Below are 21,946 nucleotides of genomic sequence, written 5' to 3'. Positions count from 1 at the left end.
GGCGAACGGCGGGGTGCGGCTACCATGACCGGCACAAGGACGGGCGGCATGACGGAGTCGTACCCGGGGGCGGCGACCGGCGCAGTGCCGGGGCGAGGAGGGCGGGCCATGGTGCAGAAGGCCAAGATCCTCCTGGTCGATGACCGGCCGGAGAATCTGCTCGCGCTGGAGGCGATCCTCTCGGCGCTCGATCAGACACTGGTACGGGCATCGTCCGGGGAGGAAGCGCTCAAAGCGCTGCTGACCGACGACTTCGCGGTGATCCTGCTCGACGTGCAGATGCCGGGCATGGACGGGTTCGAGACCGCGGCGCACATCAAGCGGCGGGAGCGGACCCGGGACATCCCGATCATCTTCCTGACGGCGATCAACCACGGCCCGCACCACACCTTCCGCGGTTACGCCGCGGGCGCGGTCGACTACATCTCCAAGCCGTTCGACCCGTGGGTGCTGCGCGCCAAGGTGTCGGTCTTCGTCGACCTTTACATGAAGAACGTGCAGCTTCGCGAGCAGGCCGGACTGCTGCGGCTGCAGTTGGAGCAGGGCGCGCCCTCCGGCGGGGCCAACGGCGCCAAGGAGGCGGCGGGCGGACTGCTGGCCGAGCTCTCGGCGCGGCTGGCCGCCGTGGAGGAGCAGGCCGAGGCGCTCAGCAAGCAGCTCGGCGAGTCCGCGGACGCCGCCGCGGTGGCCACCGCCGCGCACCTGGAGCGCAAACTGACCGGTCTGCGGCGGGCGCTGGACGCGCTGGAGCCGGGCACGAGCGGCGCCGACGGAGCGCTCAGGCAGCAGCACTCGGACTGAGCACGGGGCGGTACGAGCGGCGGACGCCCGGCGGCTGACCGGGCGTCAATCCGCTCATCGGTCCGGGGCGACACGAACGGGCGTATCCACAGGCTCGCATGTCCCCCCTCCCCAGGGCGGTAACCTCAACGCCATGGCCTCCCGTACGTCCGGCACCGCCAACAAAGCACCGGCGAAGCCTGCCGCCAAGAAGGCCGCCGCGAAGAAGCCACCGGCGAAGGCGCCCGCCAAGAAGGCCGCGGCGGCGCCCAAGCCCGCCCCGAAACCGGCTCCTTCGCCCACCAACGGCCTGTACCGCATGGTCCGCGCCCTGTGGCTCGGCCTGGCGCACACCATCGGGGCCGTCTTCCGCGGCATAGGGCGCGGCGCGCGGGGCCTGGACCCCGCACACCGCAAGGACGGCCTGGCGCTGCTGCTGCTCGGCCTGACCCTGGTGGTCGCGGCCGGCACCTGGTCGGATCTGCGCGGCCCGGTCGGGGACCTGGTGCAGCTGCTCGTCACCGGAGCGTTCGGCCGACTGGACCTGCTGGTCCCCTTCATGCTCGGCGCGGTCGCGGTGCGGCTGATGCGCCACCCCGAGCAGCAGGAGGCCAACGGCCGCATCGTGATCGGCCTGTCGGCGCTCCTCATCGGCATGCTCGGCCTCATCCACATCGCCTGCGGCTCCCCGAGCCGCGGGGACGGCGCCACGGCCATGCGCCACGCCGGCGGCCTCATCGGCTGGACGGCGGCCTCGCCGCTGCTGTACACGGTCGGCGCGTTCCTCGCCGTGCCGCTGCTGCTGCTCTTCACCCTCTTCGGGCTGCTCGTGGTGACCGCCACCCCGGTCAACACCATCCCGCACCGGCTGCGCCAGGCCGGCGCGCGCCTGGGCCTGTACGCGCCGCCGCCGGACCCGGAGGCCGTACCCCTGGAGGAGCTGTTCGACGAGGACGGCCAGGGCGCGGGGGAGGACGAGTCGCCCGTGCGGCGGCTTCCGCTGCGCCTGTCCAAGTCCCGGGCGGCGGACGGCAGGTCCGACGAGCCGTACGACGTGGACAACGACCCGGTGACGCGGTCTCCGTCGACGGCCGGCCCCCCCGACGCGGGGGACGAGCCGAAGCCGCGCCGCAGGCCCCGCAGACGCCCGGAACCGCTCACCGGACCGGCCGACCCGGATCCGGTGGACGTGGCCGCCGCGGCCGCCGCCTCGCTCGACGGCGCCGTACTCCACGGTGTGCAGCCCTCGCCGCTGGTACCCGACCTGACCGGACGGCTGCGCAAGCCCGTGCCCGCCGCCCGCGCCGAGGACACCGACGGCGGCGCCGACGCGGAATCCGTGCCCGACCTCACCAAGCCGGCCGCGCCCGCCGCTGCCGAACCGCTGCCGCCGCGCGCCGAGCAGCTCCAGCTCGCCGGCGACATCACCTACGCCCTGCCCTCCCTCGACCTGCTGGAGCGCGGCGGCCCCGGACGCAGCCGCAGCGCCGCCAACGACGCGGTGGTCGCCGCCCTCACCCAGGTCTTCAAGGAGTTCAAGGTCGACGCGACCGTCACCGGCTTCACCCGCGGCCCGACGGTCACCCGCTACGAGGTCGAGCTGGGCGCCGCCGTCAAGGTCGAGCGGATCACCGCCCTCGCCAAGAACATCGCGTACTCCGTCGCCAGCCCCGACGTGCGCATCATCAGCCCCATCCCCGGCAAGTCCGCGGTCGGCATCGAGATCCCCAACAGCGACCGGGAGATGGTCAAGCTCGGCGACGTGCTGCGCTCGGCCGACGCGGCCGGCGAGGACCACCCCATGACCGTCGCGCTCGGCAAGGACGTCGAAGGCGGCTACGTCATGGCCAATCTCGCCAAGATGCCGCACGTCCTGGTGGCCGGCGCGACCGGTTCCGGCAAGTCGTCCTGCATCAACTGCCTGATCACCTCGGTGATGGCCCGCGCCACCCCGGACGAGGTGCGCATGGTGCTGGTCGACCCCAAGCGGGTCGAGCTGACGGCGTACGAGGGCATCCCGCACCTGATCACCCCGATCATCACCAACCCCAAGCGGGCCGCCGAGGCCCTGCAGTGGGTGGTGCGCGAGATGGACCTGCGCTACGACGACCTCGCCGCCTACGGCTTCCGGCACATCGACGACTTCAACGCCGCGGTGCGCTCGGGCCGGGCCAAGACGCCCGAGGGCAGCGAGCGCGAGCTGGCCCCGTACCCGTATCTGCTGGTCATCGTGGACGAGCTGGCGGACCTGATGATGGTGGCGCCGCGCGACGTGGAGGACTCCATCGTCCGCATCACCCAGCTCGCCCGGGCCGCCGGCATCCACCTGGTGCTGGCCACCCAGCGGCCCAGCGTCGACGTCGTCACCGGCCTGATCAAGGCCAACGTGCCGTCCCGGCTCGCCTTCGCCACCTCCTCGCTCGCCGACAGCCGGGTCATCCTCGATCAGCCCGGCGCCGAGAAGCTGATCGGAAAAGGTGACGGACTGTTCCTGCCGATGGGCGCGAACAAGCCGATCCGGATGCAGGGCGCCTTCGTCACCGAGGAGGAGGTCGGCAAGGTCGTCGAGCACTGCAAGGCCCAGCTCACCCCCACCTACCGGACCGACGTGGTGGTCGGCGGCGGACCCAAGAAGGAGATCGACGAGGAGATCGGCGACGACCTGGACCTGCTGTGCCAGGCGGCGGAGCTGGTCGTCTCCACGCAGTTCGGCTCCACGTCGATGCTGCAGCGCAAGCTGCGGGTCGGCTTCGCCAAGGCGGGCCGGCTGATGGACCTGATGGAGTCGCGCGGCATCGTCGGCCCCAGCGAGGGCTCCAAGGCCCGGGATGTGCTGATCAAGGCGGACGACCTCGACGGGGTACTGGCCGAGATCCGCGGCGGGGCGTGACACGTCCGCTTCCGGACGTGTGATGTGATGAGACGCGGGGCACATTCCGGGGCAACCGTTTCCGCTGCTCGTACGTCAACTCAAGGGGCGGGTTCCCGGCATCCTGATGGCGGACGCGTATCCGCGGTCCGCTTGCCCAGCGGTTTCGCCCCGCCCCTAGACTTGACTCCAGCAGGTGGCTGCACGCTTGAAAGGCGCCCTCGTGACCATCGGCAACTCGCCCTCCGAAGACCGGCCTTCGGTCGGTCGCGCCCTCGCCCAGGCCCGTATCGCCTCCGGGCTCACCGTCGACGAGGTCAGCACCGCCACCCGGGTACGGGTCCCCATAGTGCAGTCGATCGAGCAGGACGACTTCTCCCGCTGCGGCGGCGACGTCTACGCGCGCGGCCACATCCGCAGCCTGGCGCGGGCCGTCGGCCTCGACCCCGAGCCCCTGATCGAGCAGTACGCCGCGGAGCACGAGTCCGCGGAGCTGCCGATCAAGGTGGCGCAGGTGTACGAGGCGGAGCGGATCCGCTCGGTGGAGCCGCGCCGCCCGAACTGGACGGCCGCCATGATCGCCGCCATCGTCGTGGTCCTCGGCTTCGTCGGATTCACCGTCTTCAGCGGCAGCGGCGGTGGAAACAGCACGGCCAAGTCGGCCACCTCCTCGCCGACGGTCACCACCTCGCCCAGCCGTACCCCGCAGGGCAACGAGGTGCCGAAGCCCCAGCCGTCGAACAGCGCGATCGCCGCCGCGCCCCCCGGCAAGGTCACCGTGAAGGTCAGCGCCGAGGGCGGCACGAGCTGGATCCAGGCCACCGACTCCAACGGCAAGATGCTCTTCCAGGACTCCCTGAAGAAGGGCCAGTCCAAGACCTGGACCGACGACAAGAAGATCAAGCTCGTCGTGGGCAACGCGGGGGCCGTACAGCTGTTCGTCAACGGCAAGGACCTGGGGGCGGCCGGCTCGGACGGCCAGGTGGTGCGGCTGACGTACACGCCGGGCGATCCGACGCAGGGCTGAGCGGCCGGCCCGAGCTGCCCGCCTGAGCTGGGGGCCTGGTCTGCGGGCCTGGGCGGGCGACCTGAGCTGGGGCCCGAGCTGCAGGCTCGAGCGGGCGGCCGGTCCGCCGGCCGACAGGCCGCCCGGCCGGCTCGCCGCCTGACCGGCGGTGCCCACCGGCACTGCCCGGCCGCCGGTCGCGGGCGGGTCGCCCGGTTGCCGCGGGCCGGAGTCGGTGATCGGGCAACGGGTAGGCTTGGCCCATGCCAGAACCCCGTACCGTCGCCCTTGTCACGCTCGGCTGCGCCCGCAATGAAGTGGACTCGGAGGAACTCGCCGGCCGGCTGGCGGCGGACGGCTGGCGTCTGGTCGAGGACGCGGCCGACGCCGACGTCGCGGTGGTGAACACCTGCGGCTTCGTGGAGGCGGCCAAGAAGGACTCCGTCGACGCCCTGCTGGAGGCCAGCGACCTCAAGGGCCAGGGCCGCACCCAGGCCGTCGTCGCGGTCGGCTGCATGGCCGAGCGGTACGGCAAGGAACTCGCCGACGCCCTCCCGGAGGCCGACGGCGTTCTCGGCTTCGACGACTACACGGACATCTCCGACCGGCTGCGGACCATCCTGTCCGGCGGTGTCCACGCCCCCCACACCCCGCGCGACCGGCGCAAGCTGCTGCCGATCAGCCCGGCGCGGCGCCAGGGCTCCGCCGTGGCGCTGCCGGGGCACGGGCAGGCGGCGGGCGACGGCCCGGCCGCGGACGCCGAGTCCTCCGGTGTACGGGACGCGGCCGAGGCCGCCCTCGCCCCCGCTCCGGCCGACCTGCCCGACGGCGTCGCGCCCCCCTCGGGCCCCCGTGCGCCGCTGCGGCGCCGGCTCGACTCCGGCCCGGTGGCCTCGGTGAAGCTCGCCTCGGGCTGCGACCGCCGCTGCTCGTTCTGCGCCATCCCCTCCTTCCGCGGTTCGTTCATCTCCCGCCGCCCCTCCGACGTGCTGGCCGAGACCCGCTGGCTGGCCGGGCAGGGCGTCAAGGAGGTGATGCTGGTCAGCGAGAACAACACCTCGTACGGCAAGGACCTCGGCGACATCCGCCTGCTGGAGACGCTGCTGCCGGAACTGGCCGCCGTCGACGGAGTCGAGCGGGTGCGGGTCAGCTACCTGCAGCCCGCCGAGATGCGCCCCGGCCTCATCGACGTGCTCACCTCGACGCCGGGCGTCGTCCCGTATTTCGACCTGTCCTTCCAGCACTCCTCGCCGCGCGTGCTGCGGGCGATGCGGCGCTTCGGGGACACCGACCGCTTCCTCGACCTGCTCGACACGATCCGGGCGAAGGCTCCCGAGGCCGGGGTGCGCTCCAACTTCATCGTCGGCTTCCCCGGCGAGACCGAGGCCGACCTCGCCGAACTGGAACGGTTCCTCGGCGCTGCCAGGCTCGACGCCATCGGCGTGTTCGGCTACTCCGACGAGGAGGGAACCGAGGCGGCCACATACGGCGACAAGCTGGACGAGGACACGGTCGCGGCGCGGCTGGACCGCGTCTCGCGGCTGGCCGAGGAGCTGACCGCGCAGCGCGCGGAGGAGCGGATCGGCTCGACGGTCCGGGTGCTGGTCGAGGCGGTGGACGAGGAGACCGGCGAAGTGACCGGACGGGCCGACCACCAGGCGCCGGAGACGGACGGCCAGGTGGTGCTCGACCTGCCGGACGGCACGCCGCGGGCATGGCGGCCGGGCACGTTCGTCACCGCGAAGGTCACGGCGGCGCGGGGGGTGGATCTGGTCGCCGAGCCGCTGGATGCGCTCGACGCCCTCGACGTCCGGGACGGCACGCAGGAGCCGGACGCGCCGGGTACCCGGGCGGCGGGGGGCGCGGACGGTGCCCTTGCCGGCACGGAGGTGGTGGGCAGATGAGCGAAGCGCCCGCGGCCCCGGCCGGACCCGCAGGTCCTCCTGGTTCCGCCGGCCCTCCCGCGGCCGCCAAACCCGGGCTGTGGAACGTCGCCAACCTGCTGACGATGATCCGCCTGGCGCTCGTCCCCGGCTTCGTCGTCCTGCTGCTGCACGGCGACGGGCACGACCCCGCCTGGCGCTCCTTCGCCTGGGCCGCCTTCGGCGTCGCGATGATCACCGACCTGTTCGACGGCGAACTCGCGCGCCGCTACGGCCTGGTCACGGACTTCGGCAAGATCGCCGACCCCATCGCCGACAAGGCGATCATGGGCGCGGCGCTGATCGGACTGTCCGGCCTGGGCGACCTGCCGTGGTGGGTGACGGTGGTGATCCTGGTCCGTGAGCTGGGCATCACCTTGATGCGGTTCTGGGTGATCCGGTTCGGCGTGATCCCGGCCAGCCGCGGCGGGAAGCTCAAGACGCTCACCCAGGGCGTGGGCGTGGGCATGTACATCCTCATCCTGACCGGCCCGCTGGCCTCCTTGCGCGCCTGGATCATGGCGGTCGCGGTGATCCTCACGGTGGCCACCGGCCTGGACTACGTACGGCAGGCCGTCGTCCTGCGCCGGGCCGGCCTGATCCGGCGCAGGGCGGCGGGCCGGGCGCGGGAGCGAGGACGGGCCCAGGAGCCGGAACGGGAGCCGGCGGTGGCGGCGGCGTCCGCGGACGAGCGGGGGCGGACAGGCCCCGGCGGTGCCGGGGTGAGGAAGGGCGCGCCGGTCGCAGGAGGAGCCGCTGCGGCCGCAGCGCCGGGCCAACCGTCGGAAAACGGACAGAACGCCGTCTCCGGGGCCGAGGGTGTGACGGAGGCGGTTTCCGGGGCCGCGGCGGCGGCAGAGCGGCAGCAGGGCGTATGACGGCCGCTGCCGCCGTACTGACGATGCTCGCCGAGCGCGGGAACACCCTGGCCGTGGCCGAATCGCTCACCGGCGGGCTGGTGGCCGCCGAGCTGGCGTCGGTGCCGGGCGCCTCCCGCAGCTTCCGCGGATCGGTGACCGCGTACGCCACCGATCTCAAGCACCGACTGCTCGGCGTGGACGCCGCGCTGCTGGCCGCGCGGGGCGCGGTCGACGCCCAGGTCGCCCGTGAGATGGCCGAGGGCGTACGCGAACGGCTCGGCGCCGACTGGGGCGTGGCCACCACGGGTGTCGCGGGGCCCGATCCGCAGGACGGGCAGCCGGTCGGCACCGTCTTCGTGGCTGTCGCCGGCCCCGCCGGTTCCTGGGTGGAGCCGCTGCGGCTGGCCGGGGACCGCGGCGAGATCCGGTCGGCTTCCGTGACCGCCGCGCTGGAACTGCTCGCCGGAGCCCTTGAGAGGAGTACGGTTGCGGACCCGGGCACCCGCCCGGACAACGGTCCCGGTACGAGTCCGGGGACGAAGGATAGGGAAGAAGACGGGGGGAAGGGATGTTTGCAGCCCTGAGTGAACACGTCTTCGCTCCCCGCACGGCCGGTGCCCGAGGCGGTACGGTGGGGCGAGAAGGATGCGGTTTCGCGGTCCGAGGAGGGAGCCACCGATGATCCTGCTCCGTCGCCTGCTTGGTGACGTGCTGCGTCGGCAGCGCCAGCGCCAGGGCCGCACCCTGCGTGAGGTCTCCTCGTCCGCCCGGGTCTCACTCGGGTACCTCTCGGAGGTCGAGCGAGGGCAGAAGGAGGCTTCCTCCGAACTGCTGTCGGCGATCTGCGAAGCACTGGACGTCCCGATGTCCGAGGTGATGCGCGAGGTCAGCGACGATCTGTCGCTCGCCGAGCTCTCGCAGTCGGCAGCGGCCGAGACCACTGCCGCGCCGATGCGGCCCCTGCTGGGCGCGGTCACGTCCGTCACGTCCGTCACAGCCGTGCCGTCCGCTCCGGACGAACGGATCACCATCAAGGCCCCGAAGAAGTCCGCCGAGGCGGTGGACGTCGTCGCCGCCGGCGCGGCCGCCTGAGCCGCGCACGAGGCGTACCAGCACGTTCGGCCCCTTCCGCCGGCCCATCGCGGCGGCCCGGGTCCGGGATCACCTCCCGGCCCAGGCCGCCGCGCTTTCGCATGTCCACGCTTGTGTGCTTTTGCCAGGTGTACGGCGCCGAGGCAGGGTAGGCGAAGGAAGCGAACGGGGGTCGATCAGGACTGACGTCGCCGATCCGGTAGGAGACATCCGCATGAGTGTCGTGAAGAGCCCGCTGCCCGAGCCCAGCCGCAAGATCGTCGCAGACGCACTCCAGGGCGCGCTGGTGGACCTCGTCGACCTCTCCCTGGTCGCCAAGCAGGTGCACTGGAATGTCGTCGGCCCGCGCTTCCGGTCCATTCACCTGCAACTGGACGAGGTCGTCGCCACCGCGCGCACCGCCTCCGACAACGTCGCCGAACGCGCCGCCGCGCTGGGCATCACGCCCGACGGGCGGGCCGGCACGGTCGCCAAGACCAGCGGGATCGACGCGGTGACGGACGGCTGGATCAGAGACGCCGAAGTCGTCGAGATCATGGTCAACGCCCTGCACGCCGTCATCACCCGAATGCGGGAACGTGTCGCGGACACCGACGAGCCCGACCCCGTCACCCAGGATCTGCTCATCGGCATCACCCAGGAACTGGAGAAGGAGCACTGGATGTTCCAGGCGGAGAACGTCTGAGCGGATCCGGGCGGAGAACGTCCGGGCGGAGAACGTGTGAGAGGCCCGGCCTCCGCACTCGGTCCGTCCGGGCCCGATCGGGCCGATCGGTCCGATCGGGCCCTGACCATCGGGGAACCCCCACGGGGGTTCCCCGCCGCGATCTCGGGGTCCGAAGGAGGCGGCCATCCATGGGTGCGCTCCCCGTGCTCCGGACACATCCGGTGGAACGAATACGCAGGCGGCGTGGCGAGCGTCGTGCGCGCCCTGGGGGCCGGGCGGGCGCGACGCGCCGAGAGCCGGTCCGTCCGGTCCGGCCGGTCGGTCCGGCGGGTCAGGTGGGTCAGGTGGACCGGGCGGGCGCGAAGGACCCGGTCGGGCGGGAGCCCTTGTTCGGCGGGGCTGGCCAGGTGGGCGATGCGGGCCGCGCGAGGCCCGCATCGGTCGGGCCCGGGCGCCCTGCCGCTCCCCGCGGCCGTCCGTGGAGCCCGTACCTTGGGGGACGGCGTACGCGGCCCGCGCGCCGCGGCCCAGGCCGTCCGTCGGCCGTCCGACTCTTCGTTTCTGGCGCGTGCGGGGCCTTGTGGGTGTCGGGGGCGCTGTGGCTCGCCGCGCGGCCTGGGACCGCCGCCTCCTGGCAGGCCGCCCTCGCGGCCGGGGGCTGGAGCCTGGGGCTCATCCCGCTGCATGCCGTCCCGGCGGACCCGGTGCCGGGCCGCGCTGGCAGCGCGGGCACCAGTACGCCACCCGGCTCTGCCCCGCCTGCCCGTGCTCGCCGGCCCTGACGGGCGTACCGCACCGCAGGCACGGCTGGTGCTCCCGTCCGTAGACCCAGTTCGTACGGCCCCGCCGGGTGTCCCCGGTCGTCACATGCCCGACCCGGGTCTTGTTGGCCTCCAGCAGCCGCTTGGCGAGCGCCACCAGCTTCTCGGGCGCCCCCACCTGTCCGTACGGCGTCCATGGCGTCACCCCGCGCAGGAAGCACAACTCGGCCACGTAGACGTTGCCGATCCCGGCGAGGTTGCGCTGGTCGAGCAACGCCTCCCCGAGCGGCCGATCCGGATCCGCGGCCAGCCGCTCCAGCGCCCTGGCCGCGTCCCAGTCCGGGCCGAGCAGGTCCGGTCCCAGATGGCCCACCACCGAGTCCTCCTCACCGGTCGGCAGCACGGCGAGCATCCCAAGCCGGTAACCGACCGCCGTCCTGTCCGCCGTCTCCAGCACCGCGCGCACTTGGTGCATCGGACCGCCCCGCCAGCGCTCCCCGGGCGCGTAGAGATGCCACGAGCCCTCCATCCGCAGGTGCGAGTGGAGAGTCAGCTCGCCATCGAGCCGCGCCATCAGGTGCTTGCCGCGCGGGACCACCTCCAGCAGCCGCCGTCCGGCCAGATCGGTCGTGGCCAGCTTCGGCACCCGCAGATCCACCCGCAGCAAGGGCCGGCCGGCCAGCGCCGCGTGCAGTCGGTGAGCGGTCAGCCAGACCGTGTCTCCTTCGGGCACCCGTCCATGATGACCCAAACGGCGCGCCCGCCGGCGACCAGGGGAGCCGGCCCTCCCGCCGCAGCGCCTCGCCCTACCTCCCGTCCCTCAGCCGCAGCCCCCGCGGGGTGGCGTGGAAGCCCGCGGCCTCCAGGGCCCGGCCCAGCGGCGAGGTCAGCGCGGGTTCGCCGTTGGCGCGCTCCACGGTGAGACGGCCCAGCGCGCCGTCCCGTACCGCCAGCGCCAGCGCGTCGGCGGCCGCCTGCGTCCGTATCCCGTCCATGGGCCAGGCGAGCAGGGTCTTGCCGCCGCGCTCGACGTAGAGGGCGGGCTCGCCGTCGGTGAGGACGACCAGCGCGCCTGCTTTGCGGCCCGGCTTGTGGGTGACCCCGTCGGGCTGCGCCGGCCAGGGCAGTGCCGCCCCGTAGGGGTTGGCCGGGTCGGAGGCGGCCAGCACCACGGTCCGGACCCGGGAGGAGTGGTCCTCCTCCCGCTCACGGGCGGTGCTGAGCGCCCGCAGCCGGTCCACGGCACCGTCCATCGCGAACTGCGCCGCCCCCAGCCCCTCCACCACGTAACCGCGCCGCGCCTGACCGGTCTCCTCGAACGCCGACAGGACCCGGTAGGCCGCGGAGAAGCCGCCCGCCACGCCCTCGGCGGCCACCGCCCCCCGGGTGACCACACCGTGCCGGTCCAGCAGCGTGTGGGTGAGGGCGTGCGCCCGCAGTGTCGGGTCCGGTTCAGCCGCGGGCACCAGGGACCAGCGGCCGGCCGTGGTGGGCGGGCCGCTGCGCGAGGCAGTGGCACGCGGCGCCCTGGCGGCGAGCGAACTGTACCGGCCACGCGGCACCGAGCGCGGCGCCCGGTGCGCGGTGGAACCCGCGGTGCGGCCCGAGCCCAGCAGCGCCCGCAGCGGGGCCAGCGTGTCGTTGGTGAGGCGGCCCGACCAGGCCAGGTCCCACACCGCGTCGGCGATCTGCGGGTCGGTGGCGTCCAGGCCGCCGGCCCGCACCTGGTCGGCGATCTGGCGGAAGAACAGTCCGTACCCACCGGCCAGCGCGGCCAGCACCGCAAGGTGCAGGGGAGTCTGCTCCATCTGCTGCGGCTCGGGCAGCAGCAGCGGGGCGGCGTCGGCGAGGTAGAGCGACACCCAGCCGTCCTTACCGGGCAGCGCCCCGGCCCCGGCCCAGACGACCTCGCCCGCCGCGGTCAGCTCGTCCAGCATCCCCGGGGTGTAGCCGGCCACCCGGGACGGCAGCACCAGCTTTTCCAGGGCCGAGGCGGGTACCGCCGCGCCCTGGAGCTGCTCGACGGCCCGGGCCAGACCGTCCATGCCGCGCAGGCTGTGCGTGCCCACATGCTGCCACTGCGGCAGGAACACCCCGAGGGTCGCCGGCGGCACCGGCTCCAGTTCCTGCCGCAACGCTGCCAGCGAGCGGCGCCGCAGCCGCCGCAGCACCGCCGCGTCGCACCACTCCTGCCCCGCCCCGCCCGGCCGGAACTCGCCCTGGACAAGGCGGCCCGCCGCGGTCAGCCGGTGCAGCGTGCCGTCGGCGACCGCCGTCCCCAGGCCGAACCTGGCCGCCGCGTCGGCCGTGGTGAACGGGCCGTGCGTCCGCGCGTACCTCGCCAGCAGATCACCCAGCGGGTCCTTCACCGGCTCGGTGAACGCCACCGGCACGCCCACCGGAAGCGCCGTGCCCAGTGCGTCCCGCAGCCGGCCGGCGTCCTCCACCGCCGCCCAGTGCTCGGCGCCCGCGACCCGCACCCGAATCGCCCGCCGTGACCTCTCCAACTGCACCGCCCAGTCCGGGTCCGCGCCGCGCTCCACCAGCTCCGCGGCGGTCAGGGGCCCGAGTACCCGCAGCGCGTCCGCCACCCCTTCCGCGTCCTTGACCCCGCGGTCCTCGGTGAGCCATTGCAGTTCGCGGTCCAGCTCGGCCAGCACACCGGAGTCCAGCAGTTCCCGCAGCTCCGCCTGCCCCAGCAGCTCCGCAAGCAGCCGGGAGTCCAGCGACAGCGCAGCCGCCCGCCGCTCACCCAGCGGCGAGTCGCCCTCGTACAGGAACTGGGCCACGTAGCCGAACAGCAACGACCGGGCGAACGGCGACGGCTCCGGCGTGGTGACCTCCACCAGACGCACCCGGCGTGCCTCGATGTCGCCCATCAGCTCCACCAGGCCCGGCACGTCGAAGACGTCCTGCAGGCACTCCCGTACCGCTTCCAGGACGATCGGGAACGAGCCGAACTCCGAGGCCACCTGCAGCAGTTGGGACGCCCGCTGACGCTGCTGCCACAGGGGGGTCCGCTTGCCCGGATTGCGCCGCGGCAGCAGAAGCGCGCGAGCCGCGCATTCGCGGAACCGGGATGCGAACAGCGCCGAACCACCGACCTGTTCGGTGACGACCTGCTCGACCTCGCCTTTGTCGAAGACGACATCGGCGGCCCCGACCGGTGCCTGCTCCGGGTCGTACTCGGCGCCGCGCAGCGCGGGGTCGGAGTCCAGCAGATCCAGCCCCATCAGATCGGCGTCCGGCAGCCGCAGCACGATGCCGTCGTCGGCGTGCATGGCCTGCGCGTCCAAGCCGTACCGCTCCTGGAGACGGGAGCCGAGCGCCAGGGCCCACGGAGCGTGCACCTGGGCGCCGAACGGCGAGTGGATGATCACCCGCCAGTCGCCCAGCTCGTCGCGGAACCTTTCCACCACGATCGTGCGGTCGTCCGGCACGTGCCCGCACGCCTGCCGCTGCTCGGCGAGGTACGCCAACACGTTGTCGGAGGCCCAGGTGTCCAGACCGGCGGCGGTCAGCCGCTCCCTGGCCCGCTCGGGGGCGAGTGACGCCACCTCGCGCAACCACTTCCCCTGGGCCCGGCCCAGCTCCAGGGGCCGGCCCAGCTGGTCGCCCTTCCAGAACGGCAGCCGCCCCGGCACCCCTGGCGCGGGTGAGACCAGCACCCGGTCACGGGTGATGTCCTCGATCCGCCACGAGGTGGTGCCCAGGGTGAACACGTCGCCCACCCGCGACTCGTACACCATCTCCTCGTCCAGCTCCCCGACCCGGCCGCCGCCCTTCTTCGGGTCGGCGCCGGCGAGGAACACCCCGAACAGGCCGCGGTCCGGGATAGTGCCGCCGGAGGTGACGGCCAGCCGCTGGGCGCCGGGCCGCCCGGTGAGCGTGTTCGCCACCCGGTCCCAGACCAGGCGCGGGCGCAGCTCGGCAAAGGCGTCCGACGGATAGCGTCCGGCCAGCATGTCCAGCACCGCGGTGTAGGCGGAGTGCGGAAGCGACGCGAAGGGTGCGGCCCGACGCACGACTGCCAGCAGCTCGTCCACGTCCCAGGCGTCGAGCGCGGTCATCGCCACGATCTGCTGGGCCAGTACGTCGAGCGGGTTCGCGGGCACCCGCAGGGATTCGATCGCGCCCTGCCGCATCCGCTCGGTGACCACCGCGGACTGCACCAGGTCACCGCGGTACTTGGGGAAGATCACACCTCTGGACACCGCGCCCACCTGGTGTCCGGCCCGGCCCACCCGCTGCAGACCCGACGCGACCGACGGCGGCGACTCGACCTGGACCACCAGGTCCACGGCGCCCATGTCGATGCCCAGCTCCAGGCTGGAGGTCGCCACCACCGCGGGCAGCCGCCCCGCCTTCAGGTCCTCCTCGACCAGTGCCCGCTGCTCCTTGGACACCGAGCCGTGGTGGGCGCGGGCGAGCACCGCCGGGGCCCCGCGGGCGGCGCCCGACTCCGCCATGATCTCGGCGGGGGAGTGCGCCTCGGGCAGTGTCCGGCCCTCCGCCCGCTCGTACCCGATCTCGTTCAGCCTGTTGCACAGCCGCTCGGCCAGGCGCCGCGAGTTGGCGAACACGATCGTCGAGCGGTGAGCCTGCACCAGGTCGGCGATCTGCTCCTCGACGTGCGGCCAGATGGAGGGCCGCTCGGCGGGGCCGGCCGCTGGACCGGTGTGCTCGGCCGCGTCGGCGACCGGGGCGCCGCCGAGCTCACCCATGTCCTCCACCGGCACGACCACCGACAGGTCGAACTGCTTTTGCGCCGGTGGCTGCACGATCGTCACCCTGCGCTGCGGCGACAGGTAGCGGGCGATCTCGTCCACCGGCCGGACCGTGGCGGACAGGCCGATCCGCCGGGCCGGCCGTTCCAGCAGCCGGTCGAGGCGTTCCAAGGAGACCGCCAGATGGGCGCCCCGCTTGGTGCCGGCCACCGCGTGCACCTCGTCGAGGATCACCGTCTCCACCCCGCTCAGCGCGTCGCGGGCGGACGAGGTGAGCATGAGGAACAGCGACTCGGGCGTGGTGATGAGGATGTCCGGCGGGCGGGTGGCCAGCGCTCGGCGCTCGGCCGCCGGGGTGTCGCCCGAGCGGATGCCCACCCGCACCTCCGGTTCGGGCAGGCCCAGCCGTACCGACTCCTGGCGCAGACCGGCGAGCGGGCTGCGCAGATTGCGCTCCACGTCCACCGCCAGGGCCTTCAAGGGGGATACGTACAGCACCCGGCAGCGGCGGCGGGCCTCTGCCGGAGGGGGAGTGGACGCCAGCCGGTCCAGCGCGGCCAGGAACGCCGCCAGCGTCTTGCCCGAACCGGTCGGCGCCACGACGAGCACGTCCGAGCCGCCCGCGATGGCGGTCCACGCGCCGGCCTGCGCCGCGGTGGGCTCGCGGAACGCCCCGGTGAACCACGCGCGGGTGGCCGGGGAGAAGGCTTCGAGACTGCTCTGATCGGACATGTCCACCATCCTGCCTCGCCGCACCGACACTCCGCTGGCCCTGTCCTGTCCGCCTGTGGATAACTCGCCCGCCGCTGGTCCGCGGGCCGCCGACGCGGACGGCGGGGCCGCAGGGCCGGCCCGCCCACGGCGGCGGAGGCGGACCCGCTGTCGTAGCAGCGCGCGATACTGGCTGACATGCGGTTGACGATTTTCTGGGAGCGGATGCGGGCGTATTTCGGCGAGACGTACGCCGACTCTTTCGCACGCGACCACGTGATGTCCGAGCTGGGAGGCCGTACGGTGCTGCAGGCGCTGGACGACGGGTGGGAGGCCAAGGACGTGTGGCGTGCCGTGTGCGCGGCGATGGAGGTGCCCGCGGCCATGCGCTGAGGCGGTCGGCGCGGCCGTGCGAGGGTCGTCGGCCGATGATGCAAATGGGGTGATATCAGGAATTTGTGCCGGGTAGCGGCAAGACTTGGCCCGTGGCAGGAACCGACGAGACCCCTGAGCCGGCCGCGCCGCCGCCCCCGCCGCAGCCACCCAGGGGACCGGACGCGCCGCACGGCGACCGGCCTCCGCCACGGCCCGCGATGCCACGCTGGCTGCCCCGCGCCTTGGTCCTCTCGCTCGTCCTCATCGCCTGCTACCACTTCGCCAGCTGGGCCTTCCACCGGCTCCTGGGCCTGCTCGTCAACGTCGTGATCTCGTTCTTCTGCGCGGTCGCCATCGAGCCCGCGGTGAGCTGGCTCGCACGCCGCGGTCTGCGCCGCGGTGCCGCCACCGGGCTGGTCATCCTGGTGGTCCTGCTCGCGGGCGCGGGTTTCGTGCTGGCCCTCGGTTCGCTTCTGGTGGACCAGATCAGCACGATCGTGCGCAACCTGCCGCAGTACGTGAACGACGTGGTCTCGTGGAGCAACCGGTCCTTCCACACCCACCTGAGCACCGGCAACCTCAGGAACAGGGTCCTGCACTCGAACTGGGTGCGCGCGTACCTGTCCCACGGGGCCAGCAACGCCTGGGGTATCGGCGCCACCGTGTTCGGCATCGTGTTCCAGCTGTTCACGGTGCTGCTCTTCACCTATTACATGGCCGCCGACGGCCCCCGGCTGCGCCGCGAGCTCTGCTCGGTGCTGCCGCCCGCCCGGCAGGCCGAGGTGCTGCGGGCCTGGGAGATCGCCGTCGACAAGACCGGCGGTTATCTCTACTCGCGTGCCCTGATGGCCCTGATCTCCGGTGTCGCGCACTACATCCTGCTCCAGGTGCTCGGCGTGCCGTACGCGCCCGCTCTGGGCGTGTGGGTGGGCGTGGTCTCGCAGTTCATCCCGACCGTCGGCACCTACCTGGCCGGGGCCCTGCCGGTCCTCATCGCCTTCGCCGAGAACCCCTGGGACGCGCTGTGGGTGCTGGGCTTCGTGATCGTCTACCAGCAGTTCGAGAACTATCTGCTGCAGCCGCGGATCACGGCGCGGACCGTGGACATGCATCCGGCGGTGGCCTTCGGCTCGGTGGTCGCGGGGGCGGCCCTGCTGGGCGCGGTCGGCGCGCTCATCGCGATTCCCGCTACGGCGACGCTGCAAGGTTTCCTCACCGCGTACGTCCGCCGTTACGAGGTCACCGATCCGCGCGCGGAATAGCGGCGCAGCGGCGATCGCGTGTGCCGCTTGACAGAAAAATCGAACATCCATTCAGATGGATGCACCGGGCGGGGCTTCCGCCGGAGTTGTCCACAGTCCGGGGCCGACGTCCGGGCGCGTTGTCAGTGGCAGGCGCTAGCGTCGTGGACGTGAAGCGATCGAACCAGACATCCCGGGTGGAACCCATGGCAGGAAACGACCGCGAGAAGGCGCTCGACGCCGCGCTCGCACAAATTGAACGGCAGTTCGGCAAAGGTGCGGTCATGCGCCTGGGCGATCGGCCGAATGAGCCCATCGAGGTCATCTCCACCGGGTCGACCGCCCTGGACGTGGCCCTCGGCGTCGGCGGTCTGCCGCGTGGCCGAGTCGTGGAGGTGTACGGACCGGAGTCCTCCGGCAAGACCACGCTGACCCTGCACGCGGTGGCCAATGCCCAGCGGGCGGGCGGCACCGTGGCCTTCGTGGACGCCGAGCACGCCCTCGACCCCGACTACGCCAGGGCCCTGGGCGTCGACACGGACAACCTCATCCTGTCCCAGCCGGACACCGGCGAGCAGGCCCTGGAGATCGTGGACATGCTGGTGCGCTCCGGCGCGCTCGACCTGATCGTGATCGACTCCGTGGCAGCCCTCGTGCCGCGTGCCGAGATCGAGGGCGAGATGGGCGACTCGCACGTCGGCCTGCAGGCCCGCCTGATGAGCCAGGCGCTGCGCAAGATCACCAGCGCGCTGAACCAGTCGAAGACCACCGCCATCTTCATCAACCAGCTCCGCGAGAAGATCGGTGTGATGTTCGGCTCGCCGGAGACCACGACCGGTGGCCGGGCCCTGAAGTTCTACGCCTCCGTCCGGCTCGACATCCGCCGGATCGAGACCCTCAAGGACGGCACCGACGCGGTCGGTAACCGCACCCGGGTCAAGGTCGTCAAGAACAAGGTCGCCCCGCCCTTCAAGCAGGCCGAGTTCGACATCCTCTACGGCCAGGGCATCAGCCGCGAGGGCGGTCTGATCGACATGGGCGTCGAGCACGGCTTCATCCGCAAGTCCGGCGCCTGGTACACCTACGAGGGCGACCAACTCGGCCAGGGCAAGGAGAACGTCCGCAACTTCCTCAAGGACAACCCGGACCTGGCGGACGAGATCGAGAAGCGGATCAAGGAGAAGCTGGGCGTCGGGGTGCCCAAGGCCGACGCGCCGGGGGCACAGCCGGGCGCGGACGCCGCCGGAGCCGTCGCAGCCGGCCCGGTCGAAGCGGCCAAGACCGAGGTACCGGCCCCCAAGAAGGCGACCAAGGCCGCTGCCGCCAAGGCCTGACCCATGGCGCGCAGGTCCCAGGAGCGCGGCGGCTCTTCCGAGTCGAGGGCCTCGCAAGAGCCGCCGCTCGACCCCGAGGAGCAGGCGCGGGCGCTGTGCCTGCGCCTGCTCACGGGGACACCCCGAACCCGCAGGCAGCTCGCCGACGCCATGCGCAAGCGGGAGATCCCCGATGAGATCGCCGAGCACGTCCTCGAACGGTTCCAGGACGTGGGCCTCATCGACGACCAGGCGTTCGCCAATGCCTGGGTCGAATCCCGGCACCGCGGCCGAGGGCTGGCCCGCCGCGCCCTCGCCCAGGAGCTGCGCCACCGTGGAGTGGACGCCGAGCTGGTGACCGAGGCGGTCCAGCTCCTCGACGCCGAGCAGGAGGAAGAGACCGCCCGCGAACTGGTACGGCGCCGCCTACCGGGTACGCGCGGCCTGGACCGCGACAAGCGTCTTCGGCGCCTCGCCGGGATGCTGGCCCGCAAGGGCTACTCCGAGGGCCTCGCCCTCCGGGTGGTCCGCGACGCCCTCACAGAAGAAGGCGACATGCGAGAAGGGGAGGAGGAGCTGTGGCCGCACGAATAACGACGGTGAGCGCGGAGCCGCGAGGGCACGGCCTCGGACACCTCCCCCCGGCCGCGGTCTAGTTCCTGCGGCCGCTGACCGGGCCGTCCGCCCCGGCGGTCCTGGTGTCGGCCGGAGGAGCCGGACCCGTCGGCTCCGCGGTGCCCCCTGAGTGGGAGCCGCTCGCCTGGGCCGGTACCGGAGGGCCGCCACGGGCCAGGTCGGCATAGGAGTAAAGCTCGGCGGGGCGGCAGCCCACCATGGCCGCCACAAGGTGGCCGTCCGGCCGGATGAGCAGAACGGTGTGCGCGGTGGCGCCCGGGTAGCCCTCGGTGACCAGCAGCTCGGCGGGCGTGGGCAGCGCCGCGACGGCAGCCGCCAGCCGCGGCATCAGCCCGGCGGTAAGCCAGTGGCGGCTCTCCCACACCCCGGTGCCGGGGGCCACGAGCACCACCAGCAGTCCTCGGCCGAGCCGGTCCCACAGCCGCCCGACGGTGCCGTCCAGCGCGGTCACCTGCGCGTCGCTGACGATTCCGCCCGGAGGAGTGTCGCACCCGGCGACCAGCGGCGACGGCTGGGATCTGCCGCCGCCCGAGCGGGGCGCAGGCAGGGTCAGCGGAGAGCGGGCGTACACCGAGGACGCGGCGGCGGAGCCGAGCCCCAGGTGGCTGTCCGTCAGCAGCTCCGCCTGGCCGCGCCCCGATCCGGCCAGGAGCGTCTGCCGCACGCTCTGCCAGGCCCCGCTCGCCCGCAGCAGCGGAAGTGCCTGGTCGGTCGTGCGCAGCCGTACTCCCACCGCGCCGCGCCGTTCCGCCTCGTAGCTGTCCAGGAGGAGCTCGGAGGACCCGTCGTGCCAGGCCATCGCCAGTTTCCAGGAGAGGTTCTCCGCGTCGCGCAGCCCTTCCTCGATGCTCTGCGCCCCGAGCGCGCCCATCAGATGGGCCGCGTCACCGGCCAGGAACACCCGGCCGACCCGCCACCGCCGGGCCAGTCGCTGGTGGACGGAGTAGTCCGCCGAGCCCACCAGGTCGTAGGGCACCACCTGCCCGCACCACGCGGTGAGGGTGGCGCGCACGCGCTCCACAAGGGCGTCCGAGGTCAGTTGGCGGGTCTGAGCGGGCAGCAGCCAGTCCAGCCGCCACATCCCGTCGGGAAGCGGCTTGGCGGTGATCTCCTGCCCGGCCGGCGCACCCGGCGGATCGCGGTGCAGCAACGCGACGCCGGGCTCCGGCAGTTCGGTCCGCACCACCGCGACCGCATGCCGGTCGACGGCGGTGCGGCCGGGGAACCGTACCCCCAGCAGCTTCCGCACCGTCGACCGCGGCCCGTCGCAGCCTGCCACGTAGCTGCCCCGCCACCAGGTCTCGTGCTCGCCGCGGGTGTGCACCAGGACCCCGCCGGCGTCCTGCTCCAAGCCGTCCACTCGGCAACCCGTCACGACCCGGGCCGAGCCACAGCCCAGCAAGGCGGCTCGCAGGCCCGCTTCCAGCCGGTACTGGGCCACATGCAGCGGCGCCTGTGCCGGGTCGGGCCCGAAGTCGACCCGCGCCATCTCCGTGCGGCGGCGCAGTGTGCGCCACGCTCGCCAGGTCGCGCCGTCGCCACGGACGCCGCCGTAGCCGAGCCGGTCGAGGAGCGCGACCGTCACCGGACCGAGAACCGCTGTACGAGGCTGCCCCGGCCCCTGTGCGCCGCCCGGCGTAGGCGTCTGCGCCTCGTCGAACAGGATGACGGGGACTTCGCGGCGGGCCAGCGCGAGGGCGAGGGCCAGGCCCACCGGACCCGCCCCCACGACGATCACCGGGTCCACGCAGCAGCCCCCGGAAGAATAGCGGTCACAAAGCGTATGCAACCCACTGCGCCTGCCCACGTCAAGCGAGAGCCGCACGTCGGCGCGGTGCGGCAGCCGCACACCGGGCGCACGTCCCCCGCGTGCCGCCCGCCCGGCACCCGTGCGCGTCGGCGCGCGACCGCCTTGCGCCCCACCCGTGGACCCGCCCGCGCCCTCGTGGCGGCCCGCCTCGTTCCGTCCCCCATCGCGTACCGGCTCGGTAACGGTCCGCCTCCTGAGGCGGTATCCCCTTGACGCACCCCGGTCGAATCGGGGTGGATTCCGTCCACGGGGAAACGAACACGAACCGAAAACCAACCGCTTTCGAACGGAACCGGCAACCGGCCCGGACCGACTGTTCCAGTGGAAGTCCCGGTAGTCCCCGCAGAGGTCCCAGTACAGGTCCCAGTGGAAGGGGGTGCCGCATGCGGCTGTTGCTCGTGGAGGACGACGACCGGGTCGCCGCCGCTCTCTCCGCGATACTCGGCAAGCACGGCTTCGACGTCCGGCACGCCCGCAGCGGTGAGGACGCCATCGAGGCCCTGCTGCCCGGCCTGAGCCCCGGCTACGACTGCGTCCTGCTCGATCTCGGCCTCCCCGACCAGGACGGTTTCGAGGTCTGCAGTCGGATCAGACGGCTCACGACCACCCCGGTGATCATGGTCACCGCCCGCGCGGACGTGCGCTCCCGTATCCACGGCCTCAACCTCGGCGCGGACGACTACGTGGTCAAGCCGTACGACACCGGCGAACTGCTCGCCCGTATCCATGCCGTCGCCCGTCGCCCCCCGCTCAGGACCCCGGCCGGCCCCGCGGTCACCATGTTCTCCACGACCGCGACGGCGTCCCCGGCAGCCGACGGCCGGACGGCGGCCACGGCACCCGCGCTCGAACCGGCCGCCGCCCCCGGGCCCGACGAAACGCTGCGGCTGGGCCCGGTCGTGATCGAACCGGCCACCCGCCGCGTCACCGTGGACGGCGCGCCCGTATCGCTCACCCGCAAGGAGTTCGACCTGCTCGCGCTGCTCGCCCAGCGCCCCGGCGTGGTGTTCCGCCGCGAGCAGATCATCAGCGAGGTCTGGCGCACAGCCTGGGAGGGCACAGGCCGCACGCTCGAAGTGCATGTCGCCAGCCTGCGCTCCAAGCTGCGCACCCCCGCGATGATCGAGACGGTCCGCGGAGTCGGCTACCGGCTCGTGGTTCCGGCCGGCTGACGGC

Annotated in this window: 16 protein-coding genes; 13 read left to right on the top strand and 3 right to left on the bottom strand. The window is 73.0% G+C overall.

From position 1 onward, the window contains the following. The first annotated feature begins 108 nt into the window (after nt 1-108). From K7G61_RS15590 to K7G61_RS15555, 8 genes are all read left to right on the top strand, one after another. On the top strand, nt 109-801 hold the full coding sequence (locus K7G61_RS15590) for a response regulator (RefSeq protein ID WP_225847422.1): 693 nt from the start codon (nt 109-111) through the stop codon (nt 799-801). Nucleotides 802-934: 133 nt separating this feature from the next. Beyond that, the gene (locus tag K7G61_RS15585; RefSeq protein ID WP_225847421.1) at nt 935-3,670 is read left to right on the top strand and encodes a DNA translocase FtsK; all 2,736 of its coding nucleotides are present in this window, start codon (nt 935-937) and stop codon (nt 3,668-3,670) included. 202 nt (nt 3,671-3,872) lie between these two features. After that, complete coding sequence (locus tag K7G61_RS15580) at nt 3,873-4,676, top strand: RodZ domain-containing protein (RefSeq protein WP_225847435.1); 804 nt, start codon at nt 3,873-3,875, stop codon at nt 4,674-4,676. Nucleotides 4,677-4,918: 242 nt separating this feature from the next. Then, nucleotides 4,919-6,559 (top strand): 30S ribosomal protein S12 methylthiotransferase RimO, encoded by a 1,641-nt coding sequence (gene rimO / locus K7G61_RS15575; protein ID WP_225847420.1) that lies wholly within the window; start codon nt 4,919-4,921, stop codon nt 6,557-6,559. After that, nucleotides 6,556-7,455, top strand: coding sequence for a CDP-diacylglycerol--glycerol-3-phosphate 3-phosphatidyltransferase (gene pgsA, locus K7G61_RS15570; RefSeq protein WP_225847419.1), 900 nt, complete (start codon nt 6,556-6,558; stop codon nt 7,453-7,455). The genes rimO and pgsA overlap by 4 nt, the downstream gene beginning before the upstream one ends. After that, entirely contained in the window at nt 7,452-8,021 is a 570-nt protein-coding gene (locus K7G61_RS15565; protein ID WP_225847418.1) for a CinA family protein, read from the top strand. Before pgsA ends, K7G61_RS15565 begins: the two co-directional genes overlap by 4 nt. Nucleotides 8,022-8,115: 94 nt before the next feature. Continuing rightward, on the top strand, nt 8,116-8,529 hold the full coding sequence (locus K7G61_RS15560) for a helix-turn-helix domain-containing protein (protein ID WP_225847417.1): 414 nt from the start codon (nt 8,116-8,118) through the stop codon (nt 8,527-8,529). A 214-nt stretch (nt 8,530-8,743) separates the two neighbouring features. Then, nucleotides 8,744-9,214: a Dps family protein gene (locus K7G61_RS15555; RefSeq protein WP_225847416.1), complete on the top strand. Its 471-nt coding sequence runs from the start codon at nt 8,744-8,746 to the stop codon at nt 9,212-9,214. 654 nt (nt 9,215-9,868) lie between these two features. On the opposite strand, the gene K7G61_RS15550 is transcribed toward K7G61_RS15555, so the two are convergent. Both K7G61_RS15550 and K7G61_RS15545 read right to left on the bottom strand, forming a co-directional pair. Next, the gene (locus K7G61_RS15550; protein ID WP_225847415.1) at nt 9,869-10,690 is read right to left on the bottom strand and encodes a DNA-formamidopyrimidine glycosylase family protein; all 822 of its coding nucleotides are present in this window, start codon (nt 10,688-10,690) and stop codon (nt 9,869-9,871) included. 73 nt (nt 10,691-10,763) lie between these two features. Continuing rightward, the gene (locus K7G61_RS15545; RefSeq protein WP_374204139.1) at nt 10,764-15,416 is read right to left on the bottom strand and encodes an ATP-dependent helicase; all 4,653 of its coding nucleotides are present in this window, start codon (nt 15,414-15,416) and stop codon (nt 10,764-10,766) included. Nucleotides 15,417-15,593: 177 nt separating this feature from the next. Here K7G61_RS15545 and K7G61_RS15540 point away from each other — a divergent pair, with 177 nt between their 5' ends. From K7G61_RS15540 to recX, 4 genes are all read left to right on the top strand, one after another. Next, entirely contained in the window at nt 15,594-15,788 is a 195-nt protein-coding gene (locus K7G61_RS15540) for a DUF3046 domain-containing protein (RefSeq protein ID WP_225847414.1), read from the top strand. 92 nt (nt 15,789-15,880) lie between these two features. Further along, the gene (locus tag K7G61_RS15535) at nt 15,881-17,032 is read left to right on the top strand and encodes an AI-2E family transporter (protein ID WP_374204138.1); all 1,152 of its coding nucleotides are present in this window, start codon (nt 15,881-15,883) and stop codon (nt 17,030-17,032) included. Between the two features lie 185 nt (nt 17,033-17,217). Next, complete coding sequence (gene recA / locus K7G61_RS15530; protein ID WP_225847412.1) at nt 17,218-18,345, top strand: recombinase RecA; 1,128 nt, start codon at nt 17,218-17,220, stop codon at nt 18,343-18,345. A gap of 3 nt (nt 18,346-18,348) precedes the next feature. Beyond that, on the top strand, nt 18,349-18,918 hold the full coding sequence (recX, locus tag K7G61_RS15525) for a recombination regulator RecX (protein ID WP_225847411.1): 570 nt from the start codon (nt 18,349-18,351) through the stop codon (nt 18,916-18,918). A gap of 58 nt (nt 18,919-18,976) precedes the next feature. Here recX and K7G61_RS15520 read toward each other — a convergent pair whose 3' ends face one another. Continuing rightward, the gene (locus K7G61_RS15520) at nt 18,977-20,707 is read right to left on the bottom strand and encodes an FAD-dependent monooxygenase (RefSeq protein WP_225847410.1); all 1,731 of its coding nucleotides are present in this window, start codon (nt 20,705-20,707) and stop codon (nt 18,977-18,979) included. A 446-nt stretch (nt 20,708-21,153) separates the two neighbouring features. Between K7G61_RS15520 and K7G61_RS15515 the strand changes: the two genes are divergently transcribed. Continuing rightward, nucleotides 21,154-21,942, top strand: a complete 789-nt coding sequence (locus K7G61_RS15515) for a response regulator transcription factor (protein WP_225847409.1) — start codon at nt 21,154-21,156, stop codon at nt 21,940-21,942. Nucleotides 21,943-21,946: the final 4 nt, after the last annotated feature.

Origin of the sequence: Streptomyces sp. HPF1205 (genome assembly GCF_020400825.1) — a bacterium.
Lineage (GTDB): Bacteria > Actinomycetota > Actinomycetes > Streptomycetales > Streptomycetaceae > Actinacidiphila.
This window is presented reverse-complemented; position numbering and strand designations above follow the sequence as displayed.